Here is a 19,875-nt window from a genome sequence, read left to right as displayed (position 1 = left end):
ACTATGCATATTTATAAACTTTCAAATGAACAATTGGCACAGATTTTAATTCCTAAGCGTTTTGTCCCGCCGACTCCTGAAGAATTCAAAGACAAGAATATGGTTTACGTCTTTGACAGCGAGGATAAGTTTGAGCTGACTTATGATGAGCTGGTAGAGATCATTGGCAAGGCTAGACAGGCTGGACCGAGAATGATTCCAGTGTTGGGAAAAGTAAACTAAAACAATCCGCAGGAATACGGGTTTTAGAGAAATTGAATAATTAACAAAGGTCAAAAAATGAGAGATGAATTAAAAGAGATTTTTATTCGTGGGTGTAACGAGAAAATTGAGAAAAAGGGAGATAATGTAGGACTATCCTTTTATGCTTTCTTCAAGAATAAGAATGATAATCCTGAGCTATTGATGGAGGCTGCTCACTGGTGGATCCTACAACACAAACTTGATCACTTCGAGAAAGCAGTTAAGGTTAGGCAGCTTATTTTAAGTGAGCATTAATCATAGATATTACATTGCACCAGCCAAAAATTGGCTGGTCGCTGAATTAGGGGAAGTTTGACGCGGGATTACTTTAGTTGGGAAGGCATGTTGACTGCGCGTAGTGCTATTTTATAAGTGAAGAATATTAAATTTATCAGTTTGATAAAACATCTTACGCATATATGGGTATATTTAGTTAAAACAATACCACTAACATTAGATCAAAAATTTAGGTACTTCAAATACAATCACATTTGTAATGTACTAGCAAAATTTAACTCTAGAAAGAAAAAAATCTTCAAAAGATTTTCGATTGAATTCCTAAGAATATTTCGACAAATCAAATATTTTTTTGTTATAATTCAGTTAATTAATTTTTAGAAATTCACATATGAAAAAATTTGAAATTAAAAAATTTGATATTACTAACTTTAAAGATATATATCAAAATATAGGGGTAAATTTTGCTGATGGAAATGTCACTGTTTTATATGGTCAAAATGGTAGTGGTAAAACTAGCTTTTTGAAGGCTATTCACGCTTTTCTTAGCCAAAATGAGGCAGAACTAAATAACTTAAAAATTTCTAGAATAGACACAACTTTTACGTTTGAAGAAAGAAGGGATTTTCTATCATTTAATAATGAACCAACAATAAAACAAGAAATAAATATTTGGGTAGAAAAAAACCCAGATGATAATAATTTCACATGGTCTGAGAATAGTAATATTTTAGATCAAATTAGCTCCCTATCTCTAGGTGTAGAACGTGGAGTGACAACATCTCCACTAAACATTCCAGAACAGTTTATATTTGATTCATTAAGAAACTATTTTGCTAGAAATGCTGTCTCTAATAAATTAAACATTTCAGAACTCCAAGATATAAGTCAATTTCTTGATATGCGAATTAAAACATATCATAGATCAAATCGAAAGAGATCTACAGACTTAGATTTTGCTTCTTCCCATATATTTATTCAGAATATTAAAATTGAAAATATTGAAGAAATGCTAGTTGAAAACTATAGGGTAGCCAGATATTTTGCATCTCAAAGAATTCAAAGTGCTTTATTTGAAACACTTTCTGAAGCAATTACAATAAATGAAATTGAAAATGAAAATGAAAATCCAGATAAATCTATTAGTTTTTATGACCCACAGTTAATAACTAAATTAGTCAATAACAAGGAAAGATTAGTAGAAGCTCTAATGGATGGAGAGAACAATGGTTTTAAAAAAAATATATTAGAAATTATTAATAATATTGATCAAAAAGAATATCAACTTAGAGTCTCAAAAAACGAATTACTGCAAAAACTTTTTTTGAATATGATTAAAGAACTTGATTTTGAAAAATTCCATTTAAGCTCAATGAACACACTAATTGATACATTTAATAATTTTTTAATTAATGGAAAAAAATTAAAAGTTACTCATGAAGAAGCCAGTGTAGATATCAACGGAAAATATCATCAAATAAATGACTTATCTAGTGGTGAACGACATATATTAACTTTACTCTGTTTAGTTCTATTTAAAGGCCGACAGAGAGATTTATTGATTATTGACGAACCAGAAATATCTTTGAATATAAAATGGCAAAGAGAACTAATAGGTTTATTCTCAAAACTACTACCTAAAACTCAAATCATAGTTGCATCACATTCACCATTTATTACAAGACAAGATCCTAAGGTCTTACGTGAATTCAAAATTGGTAAAGTTTAGAAGTTAAATATTATGTCTCTTATTCAAGTTAATGATTTGATCACTATAGCGAAAATGTCTGGAACCCCGTACCTAATAGTTGAGGGTGTCGATGACATTCCAATATACGATAAAATTAAAAATTTAAATTCTTTAGATATTGAAATTTATGCTTCAAAACAATTAGATGGTATAGAGCCTGGTTGTAAGGGTGTTGAAAGAGCTATAGATATTTTAAATGCAACATTTACGGAAGGTCTGGCAACTAAGTATGTTTTGGGTGTTATGGATAAAGATGTAAAAGACTTTAGAAATGAAATTAGATCATTACAAAATCTCATTTATACACCCTATTACTCCATGGAAACTCATTTAGTATCCAACCAAATTGTATTAAAAATTATTTCTAACTTTATTCGGTCGCCTGAAGCATTAATTGACCGATTAATAGTTGAAAAATTTTTTATTTTTTTCCAAGAAAAATCTTTTGATTTATACAAAATATCTTTAGATGCTTTGAAAAACTCTACTCAAAGAAATTATCCCAATATATATTCTTACTCTGACTCGTATCAAGAATTAAAGAACAAAAGGAAACTGGAATTATTGAATGAGATCAATATACCTTTAGGAGAATTTGAATCATCATTGAATTTAAATCATTCAATTGAAGCCCTGAAAAAAATATGTAAAGGTAAATGGTTTTTATCATTTTTTTGCGAAATTCTAGCTCTTTATATTAATACAGAATTGAAAAACTGTAATTGTGATTCTGAGCGAAGTCCCTGTAGTATGTGTATCATCCAAAATAATACTGAATGTTTATACAAGATTAAGAGTGATCTAGCTGTTAATAAAGATACTATACGGACAACTCTTGTTGCTATGTCAGAACATGGAGACTTTAGTTTTTTGATTCAAAGGATTCATGAGAATCTTTTCGCTGCTTGAAGATTAAATTGTAAGAAAGCCCTCACCTGAGGGCTTTTCAATTCACACATTGTACACATACAGTGACATGCACTTTTGTCGAAATCGAATGGCCTGTGCAGGCTGAAAGCAGGAGGCACAGTATTAAAACTTTGATCATGTGTATTAGTTCCGACCTAATCTGACAGTTACCGATATTTGGTTAAGACTGTCTAGGATCAGCTCAATCAGATTTCTCAAAGAGGGAATTTTAGCCCTATTTAACATAATGGGGCTATTGATTCTGCAGGCTATGCAGAAACAACAAAAAATGGGAGCTGATAGCTCCCATTTTTTATTTTTGTTCATGTTCTTTGTAGTACTGATGTGCTCTCTTAGAATTATGTTTCCAACTTTTAGCAACTTTATAAACGCAAGTCGGAAAATCATCCCAAACTTGAGGTAAGCCTGCACCACGTGCTACTCGAATTTTAAGCGAATAACTTTTGTATTCAATACGATGCAAAAAATAAAAGCTACGCTCTTGCTGAGTTCTAAATTTCTTAAATATAGAACTTCTGACATTAGGGTAAACCTTCCAAAGATAATCGTGTCGAGTACTTTGTATTGATTGCTTGTATTGATGTTTTAGTTTTTTCATTGTTCCTCCTAGGTAACATTACCTAGAAGGGATCCTCTGCGAAATAGTACATCGTCTTTAACCCTGTGAATTAAAATTTAGTATGTAAAAATATCACCAAGTAGTATGAAATAAACTACTACAAGGTAGTATAACTAAAATCAATGTATACAATATGTGAGACCATTATTTACTAAATACTGTCTTGTTTATTGGGCTCAGGAAAAATATGAGGAATTCAAAACATTCTTAGCATTAAATCCTGAAGCAGGAGATGTAGAGCCTAATACAGGTGACAGTCCAAGAATAGACCATATTTGTCTAGGAAAGTGGTGGCAGTCCAATTTTCATAATCACTCATCAACCTTTTGATCCATTGCGACAAATAGGCTGAAAGTAACTTTGCATAATCTTCAGGTGATAACTCATTTTTTATTGCTTTGTACTGGCTTATAATCGAATCTAAAAATATAACAGTTAAATTAGTTTTACCAATTCCAACTGTATAACACCCTTTCCGTTCAAGGGTATCTGAATCAAATCTTACGAAAATCCCATAATTATCACCAACAGCTATGCTTATTGCCCTTCTGCTTCTTCAAACACACCTTTTTTGTTCAAAAGCATAGGTCTGATCGGCTGACCAGTTAACTGAGCAATATCCAACAGATCACAAACCATCTGTTGTCCTAGCTGTTCAGGTCGAGCAGCTTCAACGATTTCCTGGATGTTTTGAAATTCTTCAAAGCTTAGAACAACAGCTTCGGGCGTATTGTTCCTGCAAACAAAAACAGGTTCATGGCTATCTTTGGCAGCTTGAACAATTTTACTCCAAGATTTGCAAACATCAGTCGCAGAAACAGTCGCACCATTAATCAAAGTTAATCCCTTCATATCTAAGACCTCATACTATATGGTAAGAATTGCATCATATTTGCCCTATAATTTGACCATATTTCAAGCATGTAATATCAATATTAACTATGTAATTTAATTCTTGATCGCCTACTTGGAACAGGAATGATAGGTAGGGTGCAAATAGGAATAGTTCGTAGGCTTACACAGGAATGGGCTATTTCAGCAAATCTGCTGAAAGTAACTTTGCATACTCCTCAGGTGATAACTGATCTTTGATCGCTTTTATGATCTTATCATCCACAACATTTGGTCCTAAATAATACAGAGCAGAGATCACCATACCGACCTTTTGCAAAGGATATTGGAGGAGCCGCTGATCATCCGTGTGATTCAGTACCACATCTACACCCGCCAGTTTGAATCGCCTTGAACGGCCATTGGTATGTAAGACATGATATAGAGGCACTTGAGTACTTAACCCTAAACGATTGGCACAATAGCCACCATCATATTGAAACGTCTCACCGGTTAATCGAGTGATCGCGGCTAACACTTTGGAGAGATCAGGAGGTAAGGCTCTCGGCGGATTAAAAAGACTTGAGAATTTAACTTTATAGTAAATATTGGGTATAACCTGGCTGACTTCCTCTTGATCTAAATAGGGAGATAAAAAGCTTAGAAGCTGCTTCTTAGAAAGAGCAACACTAAACTCTTGAACAGAAAACACTGAGCCCGCTGCTAAGTTTTTCAATTCAGCTTCTACTAAAAGTCTTTTAATATTGTCATCCATAGGCACAATCCGTCATCAAGTCATCTTTATTTCAAACCAAATTTTTCTAATGCAGCTTCATTAAAATCCTCATTAAACATCTGCTTCACTCGATGCTCTCTTTTTAACGTTGCGAGAGTCGCGAAGAAACATGCCTCACATAAATGCAGTTGATACTGTTCTCCATCATGCTTCGACCCACTGCCCCAATTGGCGGATAGGACTGCATAGTTCAGTTGAGTGAACTCCTGACAAACGTCACATAAAATATCTTTCGTTTGCTCTAAGTGGTTGTATTCTTCTAAAGCTTCCTGTTCTTTGCTTTCCATCTCGCTCTCCTCACTTTTGAGCCCTATGCGCTTTATTTCAGTGCCAGATCCAAAGCAATCAGGATCTCACCCTCTTGGCATTCACTGGGTGGAGGTAAAATCCGACCCTCTTCACGATAGAAGTCCACACTGGTAAACAGCGCATCTTTGGCCATCTGTAGCGCATCCTCGAAATTGTCACCACAAGTCATTGCCTCAGGAATATCTCGAAAAGAGACGTTATAAGCTTGCCCTTCTTGTTCGAATTTTGCTGGATAAAACATTGGACTACACACCATGATTGAATTCCTTTAAATACTGATCGAACTATTCATTTCTTGTTTTAAAGCCCCTACCTCAGCAAGGGCCTGTCTTGATCACTATTCCGATCTTGTTATCTAAAATAATAACCCAGCGTATCGTCTTTTGAGTCTCCCCACCCTGTCCAGATCTCAGTCAGCTGGACATAATCCTGATTGATGCTTTTGACTTTGTATAAAAAGCTACGGGGTGGAGAGGTCTCATTGAGACGTACTTTTTCAATTAAGATAAAGGTCTTGTCATCCAACCATCTGACCCTAAGATGTAAGGGATCCTGACACTGTCCCAGTTCTGCATACATCGCCGCATCTTTGCCATTTTTGGAGAAGGACAAGCCCGCACATTGGACATCCGGGATGTCCATCACCAGACGTTTTCCGATCAGGCTTTCTTTGGCGCCCGCACAGGCCAAGCTTGAAAGGCTGAGACATAAGCCCGCTAAAAATATTTTTTTCATGATGCTACTCGTTATTTATTCAGTTGAAGCGGTGTAAGACATATTGTCAATAAAGCCACACTGTAATATGTGCTGTGATGGATTCACGGGATGGTCATACAGACTGATATAGGCAATCATGCTGCTCAGATCAGAAGCATCCCGTTTATAGTGCTGGGTATAGATGTAAATCTGTTTAGGGCTGTAACGTTTTCCGTTTTGAAAGACCTCCCCGTTAAACACTTTTAAATGTGGATACTGCTGAAAGACCTGATGGGTCTTGGTTCGTTTCTCATTGTCATGTGCTGAGGCTTGATCCCACTGCTGCTTAAAACGTTTAAATTGCTGTCCACTATAGTGACTGAACTGAATCTTTAACCCTTCCTCTAGCTTCTGCTTGGTCTGAGCCATGTCATCATTGCGATAAATCGAAGTACTTGCCCCAGCCACACTGACCTGCATCAAAGCCTCAATCCGTTGAATCGGATTGCGTTTATCTTTGGGCAAATAGACTTCTATTTCAGGACAATCCTCACAGTAGTTTTCATCGTCTGGATCATCCACAACGCTTGATTTTTGCTGGGTGTAGTGCTGCTGAAATTGTTGTTGCAGAGTCGTTAGATTAGAGGCTGCTGTATGCGTCCAATCTCCCGTAGCCAGTTGATTGCTAAACGACTGTTCTTGCTTGGCCCAATCCAAACAGTTTAAGCCCTGCGCTAAAGTCACTGGCTGCAAAGTCAATGCATTGGCGTTAGAAACGGGTTGAGCTACCGCTGTCTGTAATACCAGTAGTGAAGCACTGGCAAGTAAAAATGGCCTCAGCTTAAATCTCATTGGATGATTCTCCTGATAAGTGTTGTTCACTAGACTGATCATCAACTTTAAACCAGTAGGTATAGTCCTCAGCTTTTCCATCCACCAATACATTCTGCACATTAACGTCATAGATCACGTTGTATTCCATTGCGCTAAAATGGAATTGCAGATTATTGGCGACTAAACCATAGCTGATATTGTCATACTGGATGTTGCTGATCGTTTGGCTTTGCTGATTATCCCGTCTCGTCACGGTTAGTTTCGCCTGAGAAAAATCCACCGTATTGTTGGCATAGGTATTTTGTGGATTGACTAATATCGACAGGGATAAAGGTTCATTTTTTGAAAAGAATTTCTTCGGATAAACATGATACGGATAGGCAATCACCCCTTTCGGCATCGTGGTGCTTAAGGTTTGCGATGCATAGGGATAGACCACTTTCATGGCAGCGCCTAAGATGGTCGGTACGCTTTTAGCCTCAGTATTGGAGACTTCGCCATAGGCAGTTTTGCTCAGGAATGGACTCAAGATATGACGTCGATGTCCAATGCTGCTCGAGTTTTTTTCAATCAACCAATTGATCAGATGGGTATCAGCACCGTAGCTGGCTAAAGGTTGATAGGCTTGAACAAAGTTCAAGTTCGATGTTGAAGCCCCTTGATAGCCAATGTCACTAAAACAGCGCCACGTACGGTCCGGATAGTGTGAGGTCTTTTCATTCACCGCCAGTAACATAGAGGCTTGCATCATTTGGTCTTCATAGGCTTGGTCATAGCGAACTTTCGGCAGATTGTGTAAGGCACGGATCTCATTCAGGGTATTGATAAACAGCTGCCGCTCCGCCTCACTGGGTCTCCCTGCATGACAAGCATTCAAATCTTTATGCTCCTCTGCATGCGCCTCAATGACATCCACTACCATCGTGCTATTCACAGGCAGAAGCTGTGAGGTTCCTGCCTGTGTCAGTTTTAAAGTACATTTGCCCACATCAAGGGCTTTGAGCTCCCCTTGTTCGAAGTCACAAATATTCGGACTCTGACTGCTAAAACTGAAGGTCAGATCTTGATCAGTCTTCAAGTTCAATTGATAGGCCTGACCTTTGAGAAAGCGAGAGACCAATAAAGGTTCAAAGCGTTGTGCTGTCTTGTTTTTACAAATTCCTTCTTGTAGATATTGCGTTTCAGAACACGTGACAGGCTGAGGTGAAGTACCACCATCGTTTACCCCATCCGTTCCACCACTATTGGAACCAGTATTTCCGCCTGAACCACCGCCACATCCAACCATCGCCATACTGATGACCAGCATCAAGGTGCTGGTTGTGATGGATGGTATCCCCGTTTTTGAATGTTTCATACGTTTATTACTCCCTCTTATTCTTAGTTTTTATTGGTAATGATCGGCCGATAGCAGTTGGCGGATTTCACTGGCCATTTTTGGGCTACGCCAAGGAAACAACACCTTGAGGCGGTAATGGGGTTTGAATTGATCGCGTGTTCCAATATTGACTTGGTATTCTCTTTTGACTGGGCTGCGATGTTCGTGTTGGCGGATATGCGTTCCCGTCATCGGATTGCTGGTGATTGTGCTGGAATAAGACACTTTGTCTTCAACTAAGTTGAAGTGACCGACCGAGGTAATATAGTCAAATGGGTATTTCACTAAACGCTGTTCAGGTTCATCAAACAGGATGATGGTTTTATCCTGACTGTTAATCCAGACCCCACGATTGTGATAATTAAACTGTTCACCTTGGCGCGTCAGTTGCTCCGTCATACCTGCAAAGTAGGTATTGCCATATTCATAGAAGTAATAAGTGATCACAAACCACAACAGCCAGATTCCAAAGAATAGAGAGCCAAACCAGCCAAAGGAAAAGACTTTGGCCATAATCAAAAAGATGACGATCGGCACCACGATGCACTTTACAAAGACTTTGGATTTTGATGGGCGATTTTCGATTGGAATGATTTTTGGTTGAGTGAATTCAGACATCATTGTTCCCCGCATGTTCAATGCAATTGACAATCACAAGGGGATATAAAAATAAGTATTTTTTTATAGGCGTGATTGAGCCATCCACCTTAGAGATTGTTCGTGTAAAAATGTTTTTTTAATACCGCTTAAAAATTAAAATCAGTGCTGTATGCCCTGTTGAAGGACACAACAAGGTTGAATAGGTGCGGAGGCACAATAAAGAATAGATGGATACAGCATGAGAAGCTCCTAGATGTAATAGAAGTTCTACCAAATTACTGTCAAATAATGGTGGCAGAACGAAAAGGGGTTGACAGACTGATCATCTAGGAATCAGCACACCCGAAAGTGTCCCCCTTCCGTCCTACCATAGAAAAAAAGGGGGACGTGAAGATTCCCACATTCAGTTTATATCCAAAAATATAAACCTCATGTGCTAGATGAATCGGTCTGTCAAAACCGACTGGCAATGTAGGCCAGCGAGCTCATATTAGATTTATCCAGCGCTTTAGTCAATTTCGCGATACGATAAAATTCACATGATCGCCTTGAATAAATTCAGTTAAGTTATTGATTTCACCCATAAGCTCAAATTAAAACCATCAATGGGCTGATTTTGATGCTATGGATCGGTTTAAAATGAACTGCTCTTCTGTAATAAAATAAATGAATAAAATGATTGAATAGATCTTCACCAAACATTCACTTTTTTAAGTGGATCTGAAGAAAAGCCCTGCCGTATCCAACGACATACTCCTGTTCATCATAGGTAAACCCAGCCGTCAGACTTCCCCAATAACTAAAGCTTAATCAATGAATTAATTAAATGTAGCGTTTTGTAAAAATATGCAAATACAGCGTTGACAGTGCAATGGATACGCAGATAAGCTTATAGGACACAGCAAAATCTGTGTTCAGGCGTGAGAACCTGATACAATCTAGGTGCAAATTAATGTCGCACTCGCGGCTATTTTTTTGTCTACTGTTTTAGCAGTCGTTATGGCAGCTTGATAGGGCAACCGTAAGGTTGGCTGATCCTAGATTCAGTATTCTCACCCCTGTCTCGCTGCCACCATTACCGTGAGAAGTAATGCTGGTAAGTATTTAAAACTTATCTAGGACTACTGCTATGAACGCTACTTTTCATGGTGCATACACTTGCACATCTAAAAAACAAGCCTCTCAACTGATTGTTGAACTTGGCAAAAGCATTTCAAATCCCCAGCGTCAAAGTCTAACCCATCTTTATCAAGCACTCGATACTGCAGACTCCTTGTTGACCGAGCTTGAACATGCGCACCAAATTATTCGTCAATGTATACGCCAGATGAATGATGAACAAATCGCTGAAGTCGCAAAACTCAATCAAAATAATCATACCCCATCGCTCTGGGCATTCCGCACCCATCAACGTCAAAACCTGATTGAACGTGCTGAGCGTCTTTTGGGAGCACGTTATGAAGCATAATCAGCATATTCTGCTGGCTCCCTCTGACTACCCTTTAATTGCTTCGCCTACGCTTGCAAAAGCGTATGGCGTCGCAGCCGCGACTTTTTTACAAAAGCTGCACTACTGTTTAGAACACAGTGATGCTCAAGTCCACAAAGGAAAAAAGTATTGGTTTCATAGCTATGAACAGTGGCAACAAACTCTGGGGATTTATAGTGTCTCCACAATCAAACGGATCGTCGCTAAATTAAAACAAGCGGAGATTTTAGTGATTAAAAAGCTCTCAAAAAATAAATGGCTTCAAACCAACTTTTATTCAATTAACTATCGAAAGTTAAAGCAACTGATCCAGCCGAATACTGAAACTCAAGCTCAACCGCAATCGTCGGTGCAAATGACAAATACAACTGGTACAAAGCCTGAAAGAAGTACAAATCCACTTAAAGACACCCAAGCTGATACGCTAACGCAGTCAATTCAACACGCGTTTCACACTCTCAAAACTCAGACAGATACACCCACACAGTCCTTAAGACCAGCGAAAAGTTCCGTACAACCGAAAATTGTCATTTCTGGAAATACGACGGCACAAGGATTGAGTCAGCCACGCTCTCCAATTGCATCACATGAAATTTTGAAAAATATGAACCCTGATTATCGTCATTTTTATCAAGCGCTGTTGCAGCAGCGCGTTGATATTCATTATGCAGATCAGCGCATTCAGCATTTACTCAAACAGCAGAAACACGTGATTCGACATATTGCCTATATCAAACAGCATTTTTCAGGTCAGGATCGTTATCAATGGCATGCACTTGAGCAATTGCAAATCGACAGCTATTTAATCAAGTAAGCAAGTTCATCTTATCCAGATTGAACTTGCTTATTAGAAACTATCCTTACACTGAGAATCAAAATAAATTAGAAGTCGAAATCATTAGATTTTGGCTTCTGAACAATATCATTATTTTCATATTGATACTGATTTTTTCTGGACAATTCAAGCTGATACTCGGCTTGATGCAATTCATATAAATTCGCTTCTCGAATCTCTTTAACTGTTTGCCTAACCATTTGAATTTTTTCTTGAATATTCGGATCTTTACTATGTAAATAATGCCTCGGTATTTGCGGAACATCTTTTAAATTTGTCCCATTTTTTTGATTATAATCTTCATTCGATAAACATGAGACCTTATTTTCGACGTGGAACTTAATTCCGTAGATCTCCACCTCTTTAATGGGTGCATATTCTTTTAAAAATTTATTTATGACATTTTCTGTGATTTTTCGATAATGATTAATTTGATGACGACCGAGACCAATTACATCTGCTGTTAGTTTCTTGGCACCGCCTCTCTCAGGATTCTTTGGACAGTGTCTTTGAAAATACAGTTCTGGTGTTCGTTCAATACCATCATAAATACTTCGCTCTGAATATAATAAATGTAGGTGTGGTTGTTCATAACGCCCATCTAGGGTTGAAACATGATTGTGGATGGCAAAGCTGTAGGGCATCTGATATTGACCGCAGAATTCATATATAAGTTGATTTGATAAATCTATCCGCTGCATATAATTGAGTTCTTTCGGCAGAGCCACGGTAATATGCGTAGATGTCCTCCCCTTCATACTTTCATATTGATCCGCTGCATTCCAAAATACTTCGGGGCAATCAGCTGCCCAGATTGGCATATTGGCTGATGCTGTATATTCAAGCTCTTCAATATCTTGTTTATGCGTTGAAAAATATAATGTTCGCGTAATGTAGTGATAACCGAGTTCTGAAGAATGTCTAAATTTGTCTCTACGCAAATTTTTATGCTGAATTTTTAGTTCTTTCACATTATGACGTAAATCAAAATAATACATATACAAATCCAATTTCAAATAAAGAAAATGGAGCATATAAAATTATTCAAAAATTTTATTCGTTTGATACAGAAAATGAAAAAATAATGCGATTTTTTTATAGAAAATATATCAGCATCATAAATGTATGTACTTTTAACGTGTAACACCCCCCAGTTTTAACGTGTAACAACAGAAATTTTAACGTGTAACACCGAACGAAATTTAAGCAAAAAAACATGTAACAGCCCCAATTTTTAACGTGTAACAGGCGTTTGTGCAATTTTTAGCCACTTCAAGTAAATTTTCGAATATTTAATAAATAATATCATTTAAATACAAACACTTAACTAACTAAAAGTGCTCCGCAGGACGAGCCGTAGTGTTCATTAAAATTTTCTGAAAGAAAATTTTAATGAACACGGAGACGAGATAAAAATCTTTTTTTTGCATTCGCAAAAAATGATTTTTATCGCTCACCACTAACAGTAAAACTAACAGCCAAACTAGCAGGACTAACAGAGAGCAGAAAAAAAACAGAACTTTTTTTGAATATTTAAACTTTTCTCAAGTTTTAAAATTGACATGTGATATACATTTTTTATTATTTTAGTGAGAAAATATCACGATGAGTCGTACAGCATTAACAACACAAGAGCATATTAATTCAATCGAATATTTTGCAATGAATAACCGTGCATTCGAAAGTTCACATTATGATGTCATTCAATTAATCGAACAAAAAAAATTAGGGGAACTGAGTGATAAAGAAAAACAATTAATCAGAAAAACGTATCTATATACAAAAAAAAGAAAGACGTATGATAATAAACTTCTTTTTATATCTAAAAAAGATCCAAAATCGATCACAAAAATAGAACGCGATATTTTAGATTATAGTTATTTCGGAGAAGTTGTTCCACCAGTGCTTGAACATTATTTTTTAGCTGAAAAAATGTTAGACAATTATATGTCAAAATTACCCGATGATATAAAAATAAAAATCCATCAAAACATCTTAGACACGGATGATGCTTTAGAAAAGAAACAAAATATTAAAAAGAGAAATAGAGAGAATCATCAAAAATTTTTTATTGGTGGGACATTATTGTCGCTTCTTAAATTAAATAATAATGATGATGATCCAATCGATATATTATTTGAGATCATGAAACTCTATTTAATGCATGATTATTTTGAGAGAAAATCATTTAACACTGAAGAGATAAATGAATTTAGTACTTCAGAAACTGGAAGAGAATTTAACAACAAAAAGAATTCAATTTTACTCAATTTAAATAATCCATTCTTAATTTACGATGAGTAAATAAAAAAACTAACAGAAAAAGCAGTATGCGTTAATAGCCGACCTTTTTTTCAGGGTCGGCTAAGCCGTGTGCGTTTTTAAAAATTTAACTCTCTTACTTTATAATAATATTTTTTTAAAAATCACTTTACAAAAAACCATTTCTAATTTAATGAATATCCATCTAAACAAACTTAAGATTATTTTACTGATATAATAAATTAAAAAATAAACCTTTTTTTTGTTTTTTAAACTTTTCTCATCTTTTTTTTAAATATTTTGATAATGTGCATATTCGGTTTTTCATTTAATTACCAGCTCACCCTGAAAATGAAAAATTTATCAATTTATGGGAGGATCGATGAACTTCAAAATTCGGTTTGAATTATCTGAATATGTAAAAAAAGTACAAGCTAATGGTAGCTGCACTTTTTCTGGTAACAGTACGAAAAATTCACTTAGATTTATATTTAAAAAGCACAATTTAAAAGCTAATACAGTTTACCCGTCATTTGATGAAGAATACATGAATCACCAAGAGTCTTATCCTCTAGATATGAAGGTGGTGGGATGAGCACAGAGGATGCAAGATGATTGAGATTGATCGCAGAATTCGAGCTAAAGAATTTATGCAACTCCTATCCATTGGAAAAGATAAATTCTATAACATGATTAATACTGGGGATATTCAGCAACCAATTAGACTTTCTGATAAAGATGTTTTTTGGTATTCCTCGTACGTTAAGAATAAAGTTGAGGAGCATAAGCCTAAATCTGATATAGTACCCCACAATTAGTGGTCATTTTATTCCTAATTTCTCCGCTATCTCTCCCAGAGCGGGTACTTAAACGGGTAAGTAGGAAACCACATCAAAATTAATTTATATATTTTAGTAGGTTATAATGAAAATCGTCATCCTGAATAAGCCCTATGACGTCCTCTCCCAGTTCCGTAAAGATGAAGCACATATGACGATGTCTGACTTTGTCAGCGACTCTACTTTGCGCTTGGCTGGTCGTTTGGATATGGACTCTGAAGGCTTGGTATTTTTAACCGACCATGGTGGTTTAAACCAATACATCACTAACCCTGCCAATAAAAAATTTAAAACATACTTGGTTCAAGTTGAAGGTGATGTCACTGAAGAAGCCCTTGAGCAGTTGCGTAAAGGTGTGGAACTGAAAGATGGTATGACTTTACCTGCTGAAGCATCTAAAGTTGAACAACCTGAGTGGTTATGGGAGCGTGATCCTCCTGTACGTTTCCGTGCGTCTGTGCCGACTTCTTGGGTCGAAATTTCAATTTGTGAAGGCCGTAACCGTCAAGTACGTCGCATGACTGCTGCTGTAGGTTTTCCAACCTTACGTTTAATCCGTACTAAAATTGGTGCAATTGATTTGGTTCAAATGGGTTTACAACCAGGTGAATCCAAAGAAATCGAACCACTTTTATACCCTGACTTTCAAAACATTCCTGCTGAAGAACCTTACCGTTCGCGCTCTTATGTGAAAAAACCGGGTGGTACAGGTGGTAAGCCTATGGTTCGTAAGAACAAAGATGGTTCTGTGAAAAAGTCAGGTACAAAGCGTATTTGGCAAATGGATGATAGTGAGAAACCAAAGCGTAAAACCAATGGTACTACTCGTCCTAATACGAAAGCTCCACGTGGTCGCGGACGTAATGGTCGTTAAAAATTAAGTATTTTAAAGCCCACGAACGTGGGCTTTAATAATTAATACTATACAAAAAGTACTTATATTTATTTTTCTCTTTCAAAATCGTATTGCTTTAACATTTTATCAAAATCGCTCTTTAGCGAAAATTTTATTTCCCATATCTCTTCTAATTTATACCCATAAACATTTTCATATTCAATTTTTATTTTTGCAGTAAGAGTTTCACCCGTATCTCCAAAGATATCATCAAAAAAATTACTATACTGTAAGCTATCATTAAAAAACGCTACATTTTTCATTTTAAACGTACTTAATGCAACGGGCATTAGCCCCCTAACTCGTAGAAAATTAATATGCGCTCTTGATGAAATTCCATCATGTAAATATGCAGTCAAATTATAGCAATCACCTTTACCTATATTATGCACATTCAATAATAACGAATAATGATCTTCAGAATGTTTAAAAGCACTAGGTGCATAATAACCTATCTCAGGTCGGGCTTTTTCAAATGATGCCTGCAAAGTCTTTTCATTAATTAATGCTATTTCTTTTTGCTGTTTAACACCCTCTTTCATCTCATCAATCTGAAGTTGTAACGCTTTTTCTTGTTGCTCTAAAGCTTTAGTATTTTGATCTAACTGCTTGCCCTGCTGTATATAACCTAAAATTAGCCAAAAGAATGCAATAGGTGCAAAAATACCCGCAAGAAAATCACCCAATTCATTGAGTGTTGCAGGCAGATTATAACTATTACTTTGACTGAATACATAAATTCCTAGAAACCAAATCAAAGTAGCTATTACCCCAAAAATTAAACTCTTTTTATTCATATCTCAATTAGATCACTCAAGCATTATTAATTTATAGTGGCTTTGTTGCACAAAGATTTCATAACTATATGATTTTAAAAGTTTTGATTATTTTTTGATCTAAAATTAAATTTATTTAAATCAGATGCTTACATATTTATGCAACAAAGCCATTTATAGTTATAACAAACATCTGATATTAAAAAACATCATCAAATTTTTTAAATAGAAAGCATAAAGTACTATAAAAAAAGCCGATGCATTCGCATCGGCTTTTTTCACTTCATCGGTAAATTTATCGATTTAGTTTTGACTTAGATCGCTTCAAGTGCAGCATTCAAAGTCTCACTTGGACGCATTACAGCATTTACTTTAGCTGTATCTACAGCATAGTAACCACCGATGTCAGCAGCTTGACCTTGAACTTGAGCAAGTTCAGCAATGATCTTGTCTTCGTTTTCAGCAAGTGCTTTCGCAAGTGGAGCAAACTTCGCTTTCAACTCAGCATCTTCATCTTGTGCAGTAAGCGCTTCAGCCCAGAACTTCGCTAAATAGAAGTGGCTGCCACGGTTATCTAACTCGCCAGTACGACGTGATGGAGACTTGTCGTTATCAAGTAATTTTCCAGTCGCTTGATCTAAAGTCTTCGCCAGAAGTTTCGCCTGAGCGTTATCTTCTTTAATGCCTAGCTCTTCTAAAGAAACAGCAAGCGCCAAGAACTCACCTAAAGAATCCCAACGTAAGTGGTTTTCTTCAACAAGCTGTTGTACGTGTTTAGGCGCTGAACCACCCGCACCAGTTTCGTACATACCACCGCCCGCCATTAACGGAACGATAGACAACATTTTCGCTGAAGTACCAAGTTCCATAATTGGGAACAAGTCAGTCAGGTAGTCACGTAGGATGTTACCCGTTACAGAAATCGTATCTAGGCCACGCGCTACACGTTCAAGTGTATAACGCATTGCACGTACTTGAGACATGATCTGAATATCTAAACCAGCAGTGTCGTGGTCTTTCAAGTATTTTTGTACTTTCTTGATCACTTCATTTTCGTGCGGACGGTATGGGTCTAACCAGAAGATTGCTGGCATACCCGAGTTACGAGCACGGTTTACTGCAAGTTTTACCCAATCTTGAATCGGTGCATCTTTCACCTGACACATACGCCAAATGTCGCCTTCCTCAACATTTTGAGTCATTAACACTTCGCCAGTTTCTAGGTCAGTGATGTTTGCAACACCCGCTTCAGACATTTCGAAAGTTTTGTCGTGCGAACCGTATTCTTCAGCTTTTTGCGCCATCAAACCAACGTTAGGTACAGTACCCATTGTACGTGGGTCAAAGTTACCGTTCCACTTACAGAAATTGATCATTTCTTGGTAGATACGCGCAAAAGTTGACTCAGGCATTACTGCTTTACAGTCATAAGGTTTGCCGTCAGCGCCCCACATTTTACCGCCACCCCGGATCATTGCAGGCATTGAAGCATCTACAATTACGTCGTTTGGTGAATGGAAGTTTGTGATGCCTTTCGCCGAATCAACCATTGCAAGTGCAGGACGGTGTTCTTGGCAAGCATGTAAGTCTTCGATGATTTCTTCACGTAAAGACGTCGGTAAAGTTGCGATCTTCTCATAAAGACCAGCCATACCATTGTTTACGTTAATGCCTAGCTCATCGAACAATTTACCGTGTTTTTCAAAAGCATCTTTGTAGTAAATTTTCACACAGTGACCGAAAACGATCGGGTGTGAAACTTTCATCATGGTTGCTTTCACGTGTAAAGAGAACAAAATGCCCGCTTCTTTACAATCATCAAGTTCTTTTTCATAGAAATCGCAAAGCGCTTTCTTGCTCATGAACATTGAGTCGATGATTTCGCCGTCTTGAAGTGCAACTTTTGACTTCAGAACAATCGTTTCACCAGACTTGGTGATGAGTTCCATTTTCACATTACGTGCACGGTCTAAAGTCATCGACTTTTCACCGTGGTAGAAGTCGCCTTCATCCATGTGAGAAACGTGAGTTTGAGACCATTGCTTCCACTCGCTCATAGAGTGCGGGTGTTTTTTCGCATAGTTTTTCACTGCAGCTGGTGCACGACGGTCAGAGTTACCTTCACGCAATACAGGGTTTACAGCTGAACCAAGACATTTGCCATAGCGCGCTTTAAGCGCTTTTTCGTCTTCAGTAGTTGGGTTTTCAGGATAGTCAGGAATCGCGTAGCCTTTTGATTGAAGCTCTTTGATACATGCTGTTAACTGAGCAACAGAGGCACTAATATTCGGGAGTTTGATGATATTAGTATCTGGATCTTGGGTAAGACGACCTAGTTCTGCAAGATTGTCTGGGACTTTTTGCTCTTCTTTTAGGTATTCAGAGAATTCTGCGAGAACACGTGCGGCAACAGAGATATCAGTTTTAACGATCTCTACACCAGCAGGTTTAGTAAAGGTCTCAATGATCGGCAGTAGCGAATAAGTCGCTAGCAATGGCGCCTCGTCGGTCAGTGTGTAAATGATGGTTGACTTTCCACCAGCCATATATAGCCCCTTGCGTTAGATTGAGTTTTTTAGGGTGATGAGCTTCTGGCTCAACCCCTGCGAACCGATGTGCTTGAATAAAACCCTGAAAGTATCGTCCCTCAGGGCTTTCCAGTCAACGTAATATCCAGTGATAACGACATTTCGCCAGAAAATACCACTACAGCCTTCGTTTTTCAAAATCACGTCTTTCCACAAGGCTTTAGCTTTTGCTTAGCAAATAAACAAATTTTTTAGCGAAATGTGTTATTTACCTCATTTAAGCCACAACAACAGATAGTTTTCACATAATACAGTCTTCAAATCGTTTTTATAGTCTTATAGCCCTACATGCATCTAGCCCTACATGCATCAGAATGACTTTTCTCAGCGCTAAATTTAAACAGGCAAAGCAACCCAACATGCCAAAGCTTAAATATTAATACATAAACCCTCTACGCCTACTCCTCTATTTTTACATTTTTAAACCTATGTTTTTTATAGGGTTGGTTAAACTGAATCTTTTTCCTGCAACGGTAAGGGTCAATTCAATGCTAAAAATGCTGCTTCCGATCATTGGACTTGGTTTTTCTTCTTGGTGTTTTGCTCAAAACCCATTGAGCGTCCATGTGCTGAATTTGGAAAATGGTCTCCCTTCTGCCAATGTCAAAGTGACACTTGAAGCCCAACAAAATGATAAATGGACAGAAATCAGCTCAAGCACGACCGATGACCAAGGTCGAATCAACGATTTATATCCCAAAGATACGGCCTTACAAAAAGGTGTATACAAAGTTACCTTTAAAACGGGTGATTGGTTTCGCCAAAAAAATCAGCGCTCATTCTTTCCAGAAGTGCCCGAGGTATTTGTAATTGATGGCTCATTGGATCATTACCATATTCCTCTATTAATTAGCCAATATGGCTATTCCACTTACCGTGGTAGTTAATGCACATAAATAAGCACATAAAAAACCGATGCCTAAGCATCGGTTTTTGTCTGTACAGAATCAAATCAAGTGGCTTAGGGA

General features: G+C 37.2%; 22 protein-coding genes. 10 read left to right on the top strand and 12 right to left on the bottom strand.

Annotation, left to right across the window (positions count from 1 at the left end; translation table 11 throughout):
- Positions 1–3: 3 nt before the first annotated feature.
- The 4 genes from MF4642_RS00665 (at position 4) to MF4642_RS00650 (ending at position 3,139) form a co-directional block, all read left to right on the top strand.
- Positions 4–222: a hypothetical protein gene (locus MF4642_RS00665; RefSeq protein WP_078424960.1), complete on the top strand. Its 219-nt coding sequence runs from the start codon at positions 4–6 to the stop codon at positions 220–222.
- A gap of 57 nt (positions 223–279) precedes the next feature.
- Positions 280–498, top strand: coding sequence for a DUF6500 family protein (locus MF4642_RS00660; protein ID WP_078424959.1), 219 nt, complete (start codon positions 280–282; stop codon positions 496–498).
- Between the two features lie 373 nt (positions 499–871).
- Positions 872–2,209 (top strand): AAA family ATPase, encoded by a 1,338-nt coding sequence (locus MF4642_RS00655; RefSeq protein ID WP_078424958.1) that lies wholly within the window; start codon positions 872–874, stop codon positions 2,207–2,209.
- 12 nt (positions 2,210–2,221) lie between these two features.
- Entirely contained in the window at positions 2,222–3,139 is a 918-nt protein-coding gene (locus MF4642_RS00650) for a DUF4435 domain-containing protein (RefSeq protein ID WP_078424957.1), read from the top strand.
- Positions 3,140–3,452: 313 nt separating this feature from the next.
- Here MF4642_RS00650 and MF4642_RS00645 read toward each other — a convergent pair whose 3' ends face one another.
- The 9 genes from MF4642_RS00645 to MF4642_RS00600 all read right to left on the bottom strand — a co-directional run bounded on the left by MF4642_RS00645 (position 3,453) and on the right by MF4642_RS00600 (position 9,241).
- Positions 3,453–3,758: a hypothetical protein gene (locus MF4642_RS00645; protein ID WP_078424956.1), complete on the bottom strand. Its 306-nt coding sequence runs from the start codon at positions 3,756–3,758 to the stop codon at positions 3,453–3,455.
- A 558-nt stretch (positions 3,759–4,316) separates the two neighbouring features.
- A complete protein-coding gene (locus tag MF4642_RS00635) occupies positions 4,317–4,631 on the bottom strand; it encodes a type II toxin-antitoxin system Phd/YefM family antitoxin (protein ID WP_078424955.1) in 315 nt (104 codons plus the stop codon).
- 178 nt (positions 4,632–4,809) lie between these two features.
- Positions 4,810–5,385 carry a DUF6088 family protein gene (locus MF4642_RS00630; RefSeq protein ID WP_078424954.1) on the bottom strand — a complete coding sequence of 192 codons (576 nt, stop codon included), beginning with the start codon at positions 5,383–5,385 and terminating at the stop codon, positions 4,810–4,812.
- A gap of 26 nt (positions 5,386–5,411) precedes the next feature.
- Entirely contained in the window at positions 5,412–5,693 is a 282-nt protein-coding gene (locus MF4642_RS00625) for a hypothetical protein (protein WP_078424953.1), read from the bottom strand.
- 32 nt (positions 5,694–5,725) lie between these two features.
- Positions 5,726–5,971: a type II toxin-antitoxin system HicB family antitoxin gene (locus MF4642_RS00620; protein ID WP_078424952.1), complete on the bottom strand. Its 246-nt coding sequence runs from the start codon at positions 5,969–5,971 to the stop codon at positions 5,726–5,728.
- Positions 5,972–6,066: 95 nt separating this feature from the next.
- Positions 6,067–6,450, bottom strand: coding sequence for a hypothetical protein (locus MF4642_RS00615; RefSeq protein ID WP_078390424.1), 384 nt, complete (start codon positions 6,448–6,450; stop codon positions 6,067–6,069).
- Positions 6,451–6,465: 15 nt separating this feature from the next.
- The gene (locus MF4642_RS00610; RefSeq protein ID WP_078424951.1) at positions 6,466–7,263 is read right to left on the bottom strand and encodes a hypothetical protein; all 798 of its coding nucleotides are present in this window, start codon (positions 7,261–7,263) and stop codon (positions 6,466–6,468) included.
- Positions 7,253–8,602: a CAP domain-containing protein gene (locus MF4642_RS00605; protein ID WP_010326920.1), complete on the bottom strand. Its 1,350-nt coding sequence runs from the start codon at positions 8,600–8,602 to the stop codon at positions 7,253–7,255. Before MF4642_RS00605 ends, MF4642_RS00610 begins: the two co-directional genes overlap by 11 nt.
- Positions 8,603–8,632: 30 nt before the next feature.
- Positions 8,633–9,241: a hypothetical protein gene (locus tag MF4642_RS00600; RefSeq protein ID WP_010326921.1), complete on the bottom strand. Its 609-nt coding sequence runs from the start codon at positions 9,239–9,241 to the stop codon at positions 8,633–8,635.
- A gap of 1,111 nt (positions 9,242–10,352) precedes the next feature.
- Here MF4642_RS00600 and MF4642_RS00590 point away from each other — a divergent pair.
- Complete coding sequence (locus MF4642_RS00590; RefSeq protein WP_078424950.1) at positions 10,353–10,691, top strand: hypothetical protein; 339 nt, start codon at positions 10,353–10,355, stop codon at positions 10,689–10,691.
- Positions 10,681–11,526: a hypothetical protein gene (locus MF4642_RS00585; RefSeq protein WP_010326923.1), complete on the top strand. Its 846-nt coding sequence runs from the start codon at positions 10,681–10,683 to the stop codon at positions 11,524–11,526. The genes MF4642_RS00590 and MF4642_RS00585 overlap by 11 nt, the downstream gene beginning before the upstream one ends.
- A gap of 68 nt (positions 11,527–11,594) precedes the next feature.
- Here the strand turns inward: MF4642_RS00585 and MF4642_RS00580 are convergent, their stop codons facing one another.
- Positions 11,595–12,545, bottom strand: coding sequence for a MobA/MobL family protein (locus MF4642_RS00580; protein ID WP_029575044.1), 951 nt, complete (start codon positions 12,543–12,545; stop codon positions 11,595–11,597).
- Positions 12,546–13,152: 607 nt separating this feature from the next.
- Here MF4642_RS00580 and MF4642_RS00575 point away from each other — a divergent pair.
- The 3 genes from MF4642_RS00575 (at position 13,153) to MF4642_RS00560 (ending at position 15,522) form a co-directional block, all read left to right on the top strand.
- On the top strand, positions 13,153–13,851 hold the full coding sequence (locus tag MF4642_RS00575) for a hypothetical protein (RefSeq protein WP_114392980.1): 699 nt from the start codon (positions 13,153–13,155) through the stop codon (positions 13,849–13,851).
- Between the two features lie 572 nt (positions 13,852–14,423).
- Positions 14,424–14,627 (top strand): helix-turn-helix transcriptional regulator, encoded by a 204-nt coding sequence (locus tag MF4642_RS00565; protein ID WP_029575045.1) that lies wholly within the window; start codon positions 14,424–14,426, stop codon positions 14,625–14,627.
- Positions 14,628–14,733: 106 nt separating this feature from the next.
- Positions 14,734–15,522 (top strand): pseudouridine synthase, encoded by a 789-nt coding sequence (locus tag MF4642_RS00560; RefSeq protein ID WP_078424948.1) that lies wholly within the window; start codon positions 14,734–14,736, stop codon positions 15,520–15,522.
- A 68-nt stretch (positions 15,523–15,590) separates the two neighbouring features.
- Here MF4642_RS00560 and MF4642_RS17045 read toward each other — a convergent pair whose 3' ends face one another.
- Together MF4642_RS17045 and MF4642_RS00550 are read right to left on the bottom strand one after the other, a co-directional pair.
- On the bottom strand, positions 15,591–16,340 hold the full coding sequence (locus tag MF4642_RS17045; protein ID WP_193791706.1) for a hypothetical protein: 750 nt from the start codon (positions 16,338–16,340) through the stop codon (positions 15,591–15,593).
- 293 nt (positions 16,341–16,633) lie between these two features.
- A complete protein-coding gene (locus MF4642_RS00550; protein ID WP_004696733.1) occupies positions 16,634–18,865 on the bottom strand; it encodes an NADP-dependent isocitrate dehydrogenase in 2,232 nt (743 codons plus the stop codon).
- A 530-nt stretch (positions 18,866–19,395) separates the two neighbouring features.
- Here MF4642_RS00550 and uraH point away from each other — a divergent pair.
- A complete protein-coding gene (gene uraH, locus MF4642_RS00545) occupies positions 19,396–19,794 on the top strand; it encodes a hydroxyisourate hydrolase (protein WP_078424947.1) in 399 nt (132 codons plus the stop codon).
- Positions 19,795–19,875 lie beyond the last annotated feature (81 nt).

This window comes from Acinetobacter sp. MF4642, from assembly GCF_002018925.1.
Classification (GTDB): domain Bacteria; phylum Pseudomonadota; class Gammaproteobacteria; order Pseudomonadales; family Moraxellaceae; genus Acinetobacter; species Acinetobacter johnsonii.
The sequence above is the reverse complement of the archived record's forward strand: the minus strand, read 5'-3'. Positions and strand labels throughout refer to the sequence as shown.

What these genes read in the sequence shown, in the direction of transcription:
- MF4642_RS00550 (WP_004696733.1), bottom strand. Translation starts at nt 18,865, where the DNA reads ATGGCTGGTGGAAAGTCAACCATCATTTACACACTGACCGACGAGGCG.
- MF4642_RS17045 (WP_193791706.1), bottom strand. Translation starts at nt 16,340, where the DNA reads ATGAATAAAAAGAGTTTAATTTTTGGGGTAATAGCTACTTTGATTTGG.
- MF4642_RS00620 (WP_078424952.1), bottom strand. Translation starts at nt 5,971, where the DNA reads ATGGTGTGTAGTCCAATGTTTTATCCAGCAAAATTCGAACAAGAAGGG.
- MF4642_RS00660 (WP_078424959.1), top strand. Translation starts at nt 280, where the DNA reads ATGAGAGATGAATTAAAAGAGATTTTTATTCGTGGGTGTAACGAGAAA.
- MF4642_RS00610 (WP_078424951.1), bottom strand. Translation starts at nt 7,263, where the DNA reads ATGAGATTTAAGCTGAGGCCATTTTTACTTGCCAGTGCTTCACTACTG.
- uraH (WP_078424947.1), top strand. Translation starts at nt 19,396, where the DNA reads ATGCTAAAAATGCTGCTTCCGATCATTGGACTTGGTTTTTCTTCTTGG.
- MF4642_RS00585 (WP_010326923.1), top strand. Translation starts at nt 10,681, where the DNA reads ATGAAGCATAATCAGCATATTCTGCTGGCTCCCTCTGACTACCCTTTA.
- MF4642_RS00665 (WP_078424960.1), top strand. Translation starts at nt 4, where the DNA reads ATGCATATTTATAAACTTTCAAATGAACAATTGGCACAGATTTTAATT.
- MF4642_RS00650 (WP_078424957.1), top strand. Translation starts at nt 2,222, where the DNA reads ATGTCTCTTATTCAAGTTAATGATTTGATCACTATAGCGAAAATGTCT.
- MF4642_RS00580 (WP_029575044.1), bottom strand. Translation starts at nt 12,545, where the DNA reads ATGTATTATTTTGATTTACGTCATAATGTGAAAGAACTAAAAATTCAG.
- MF4642_RS00630 (WP_078424954.1), bottom strand. Translation starts at nt 5,385, where the DNA reads ATGGATGACAATATTAAAAGACTTTTAGTAGAAGCTGAATTGAAAAAC.
- MF4642_RS00600 (WP_010326921.1), bottom strand. Translation starts at nt 9,241, where the DNA reads ATGTCTGAATTCACTCAACCAAAAATCATTCCAATCGAAAATCGCCCA.
- MF4642_RS00615 (WP_078390424.1), bottom strand. Translation starts at nt 6,450, where the DNA reads ATGAAAAAAATATTTTTAGCGGGCTTATGTCTCAGCCTTTCAAGCTTG.
- MF4642_RS00560 (WP_078424948.1), top strand. Translation starts at nt 14,734, where the DNA reads ATGAAAATCGTCATCCTGAATAAGCCCTATGACGTCCTCTCCCAGTTC.
- MF4642_RS00625 (WP_078424953.1), bottom strand. Translation starts at nt 5,693, where the DNA reads ATGGAAAGCAAAGAACAGGAAGCTTTAGAAGAATACAACCACTTAGAG.
- MF4642_RS00605 (WP_010326920.1), bottom strand. Translation starts at nt 8,602, where the DNA reads ATGAAACATTCAAAAACGGGGATACCATCCATCACAACCAGCACCTTG.
- MF4642_RS00655 (WP_078424958.1), top strand. Translation starts at nt 872, where the DNA reads ATGAAAAAATTTGAAATTAAAAAATTTGATATTACTAACTTTAAAGAT.
- MF4642_RS00645 (WP_078424956.1), bottom strand. Translation starts at nt 3,758, where the DNA reads ATGAAAAAACTAAAACATCAATACAAGCAATCAATACAAAGTACTCGA.
- MF4642_RS00575 (WP_114392980.1), top strand. Translation starts at nt 13,153, where the DNA reads ATGAGTCGTACAGCATTAACAACACAAGAGCATATTAATTCAATCGAA.
- MF4642_RS00590 (WP_078424950.1), top strand. Translation starts at nt 10,353, where the DNA reads ATGAACGCTACTTTTCATGGTGCATACACTTGCACATCTAAAAAACAA.
- MF4642_RS00635 (WP_078424955.1), bottom strand. Translation starts at nt 4,631, where the DNA reads ATGAAGGGATTAACTTTGATTAATGGTGCGACTGTTTCTGCGACTGAT.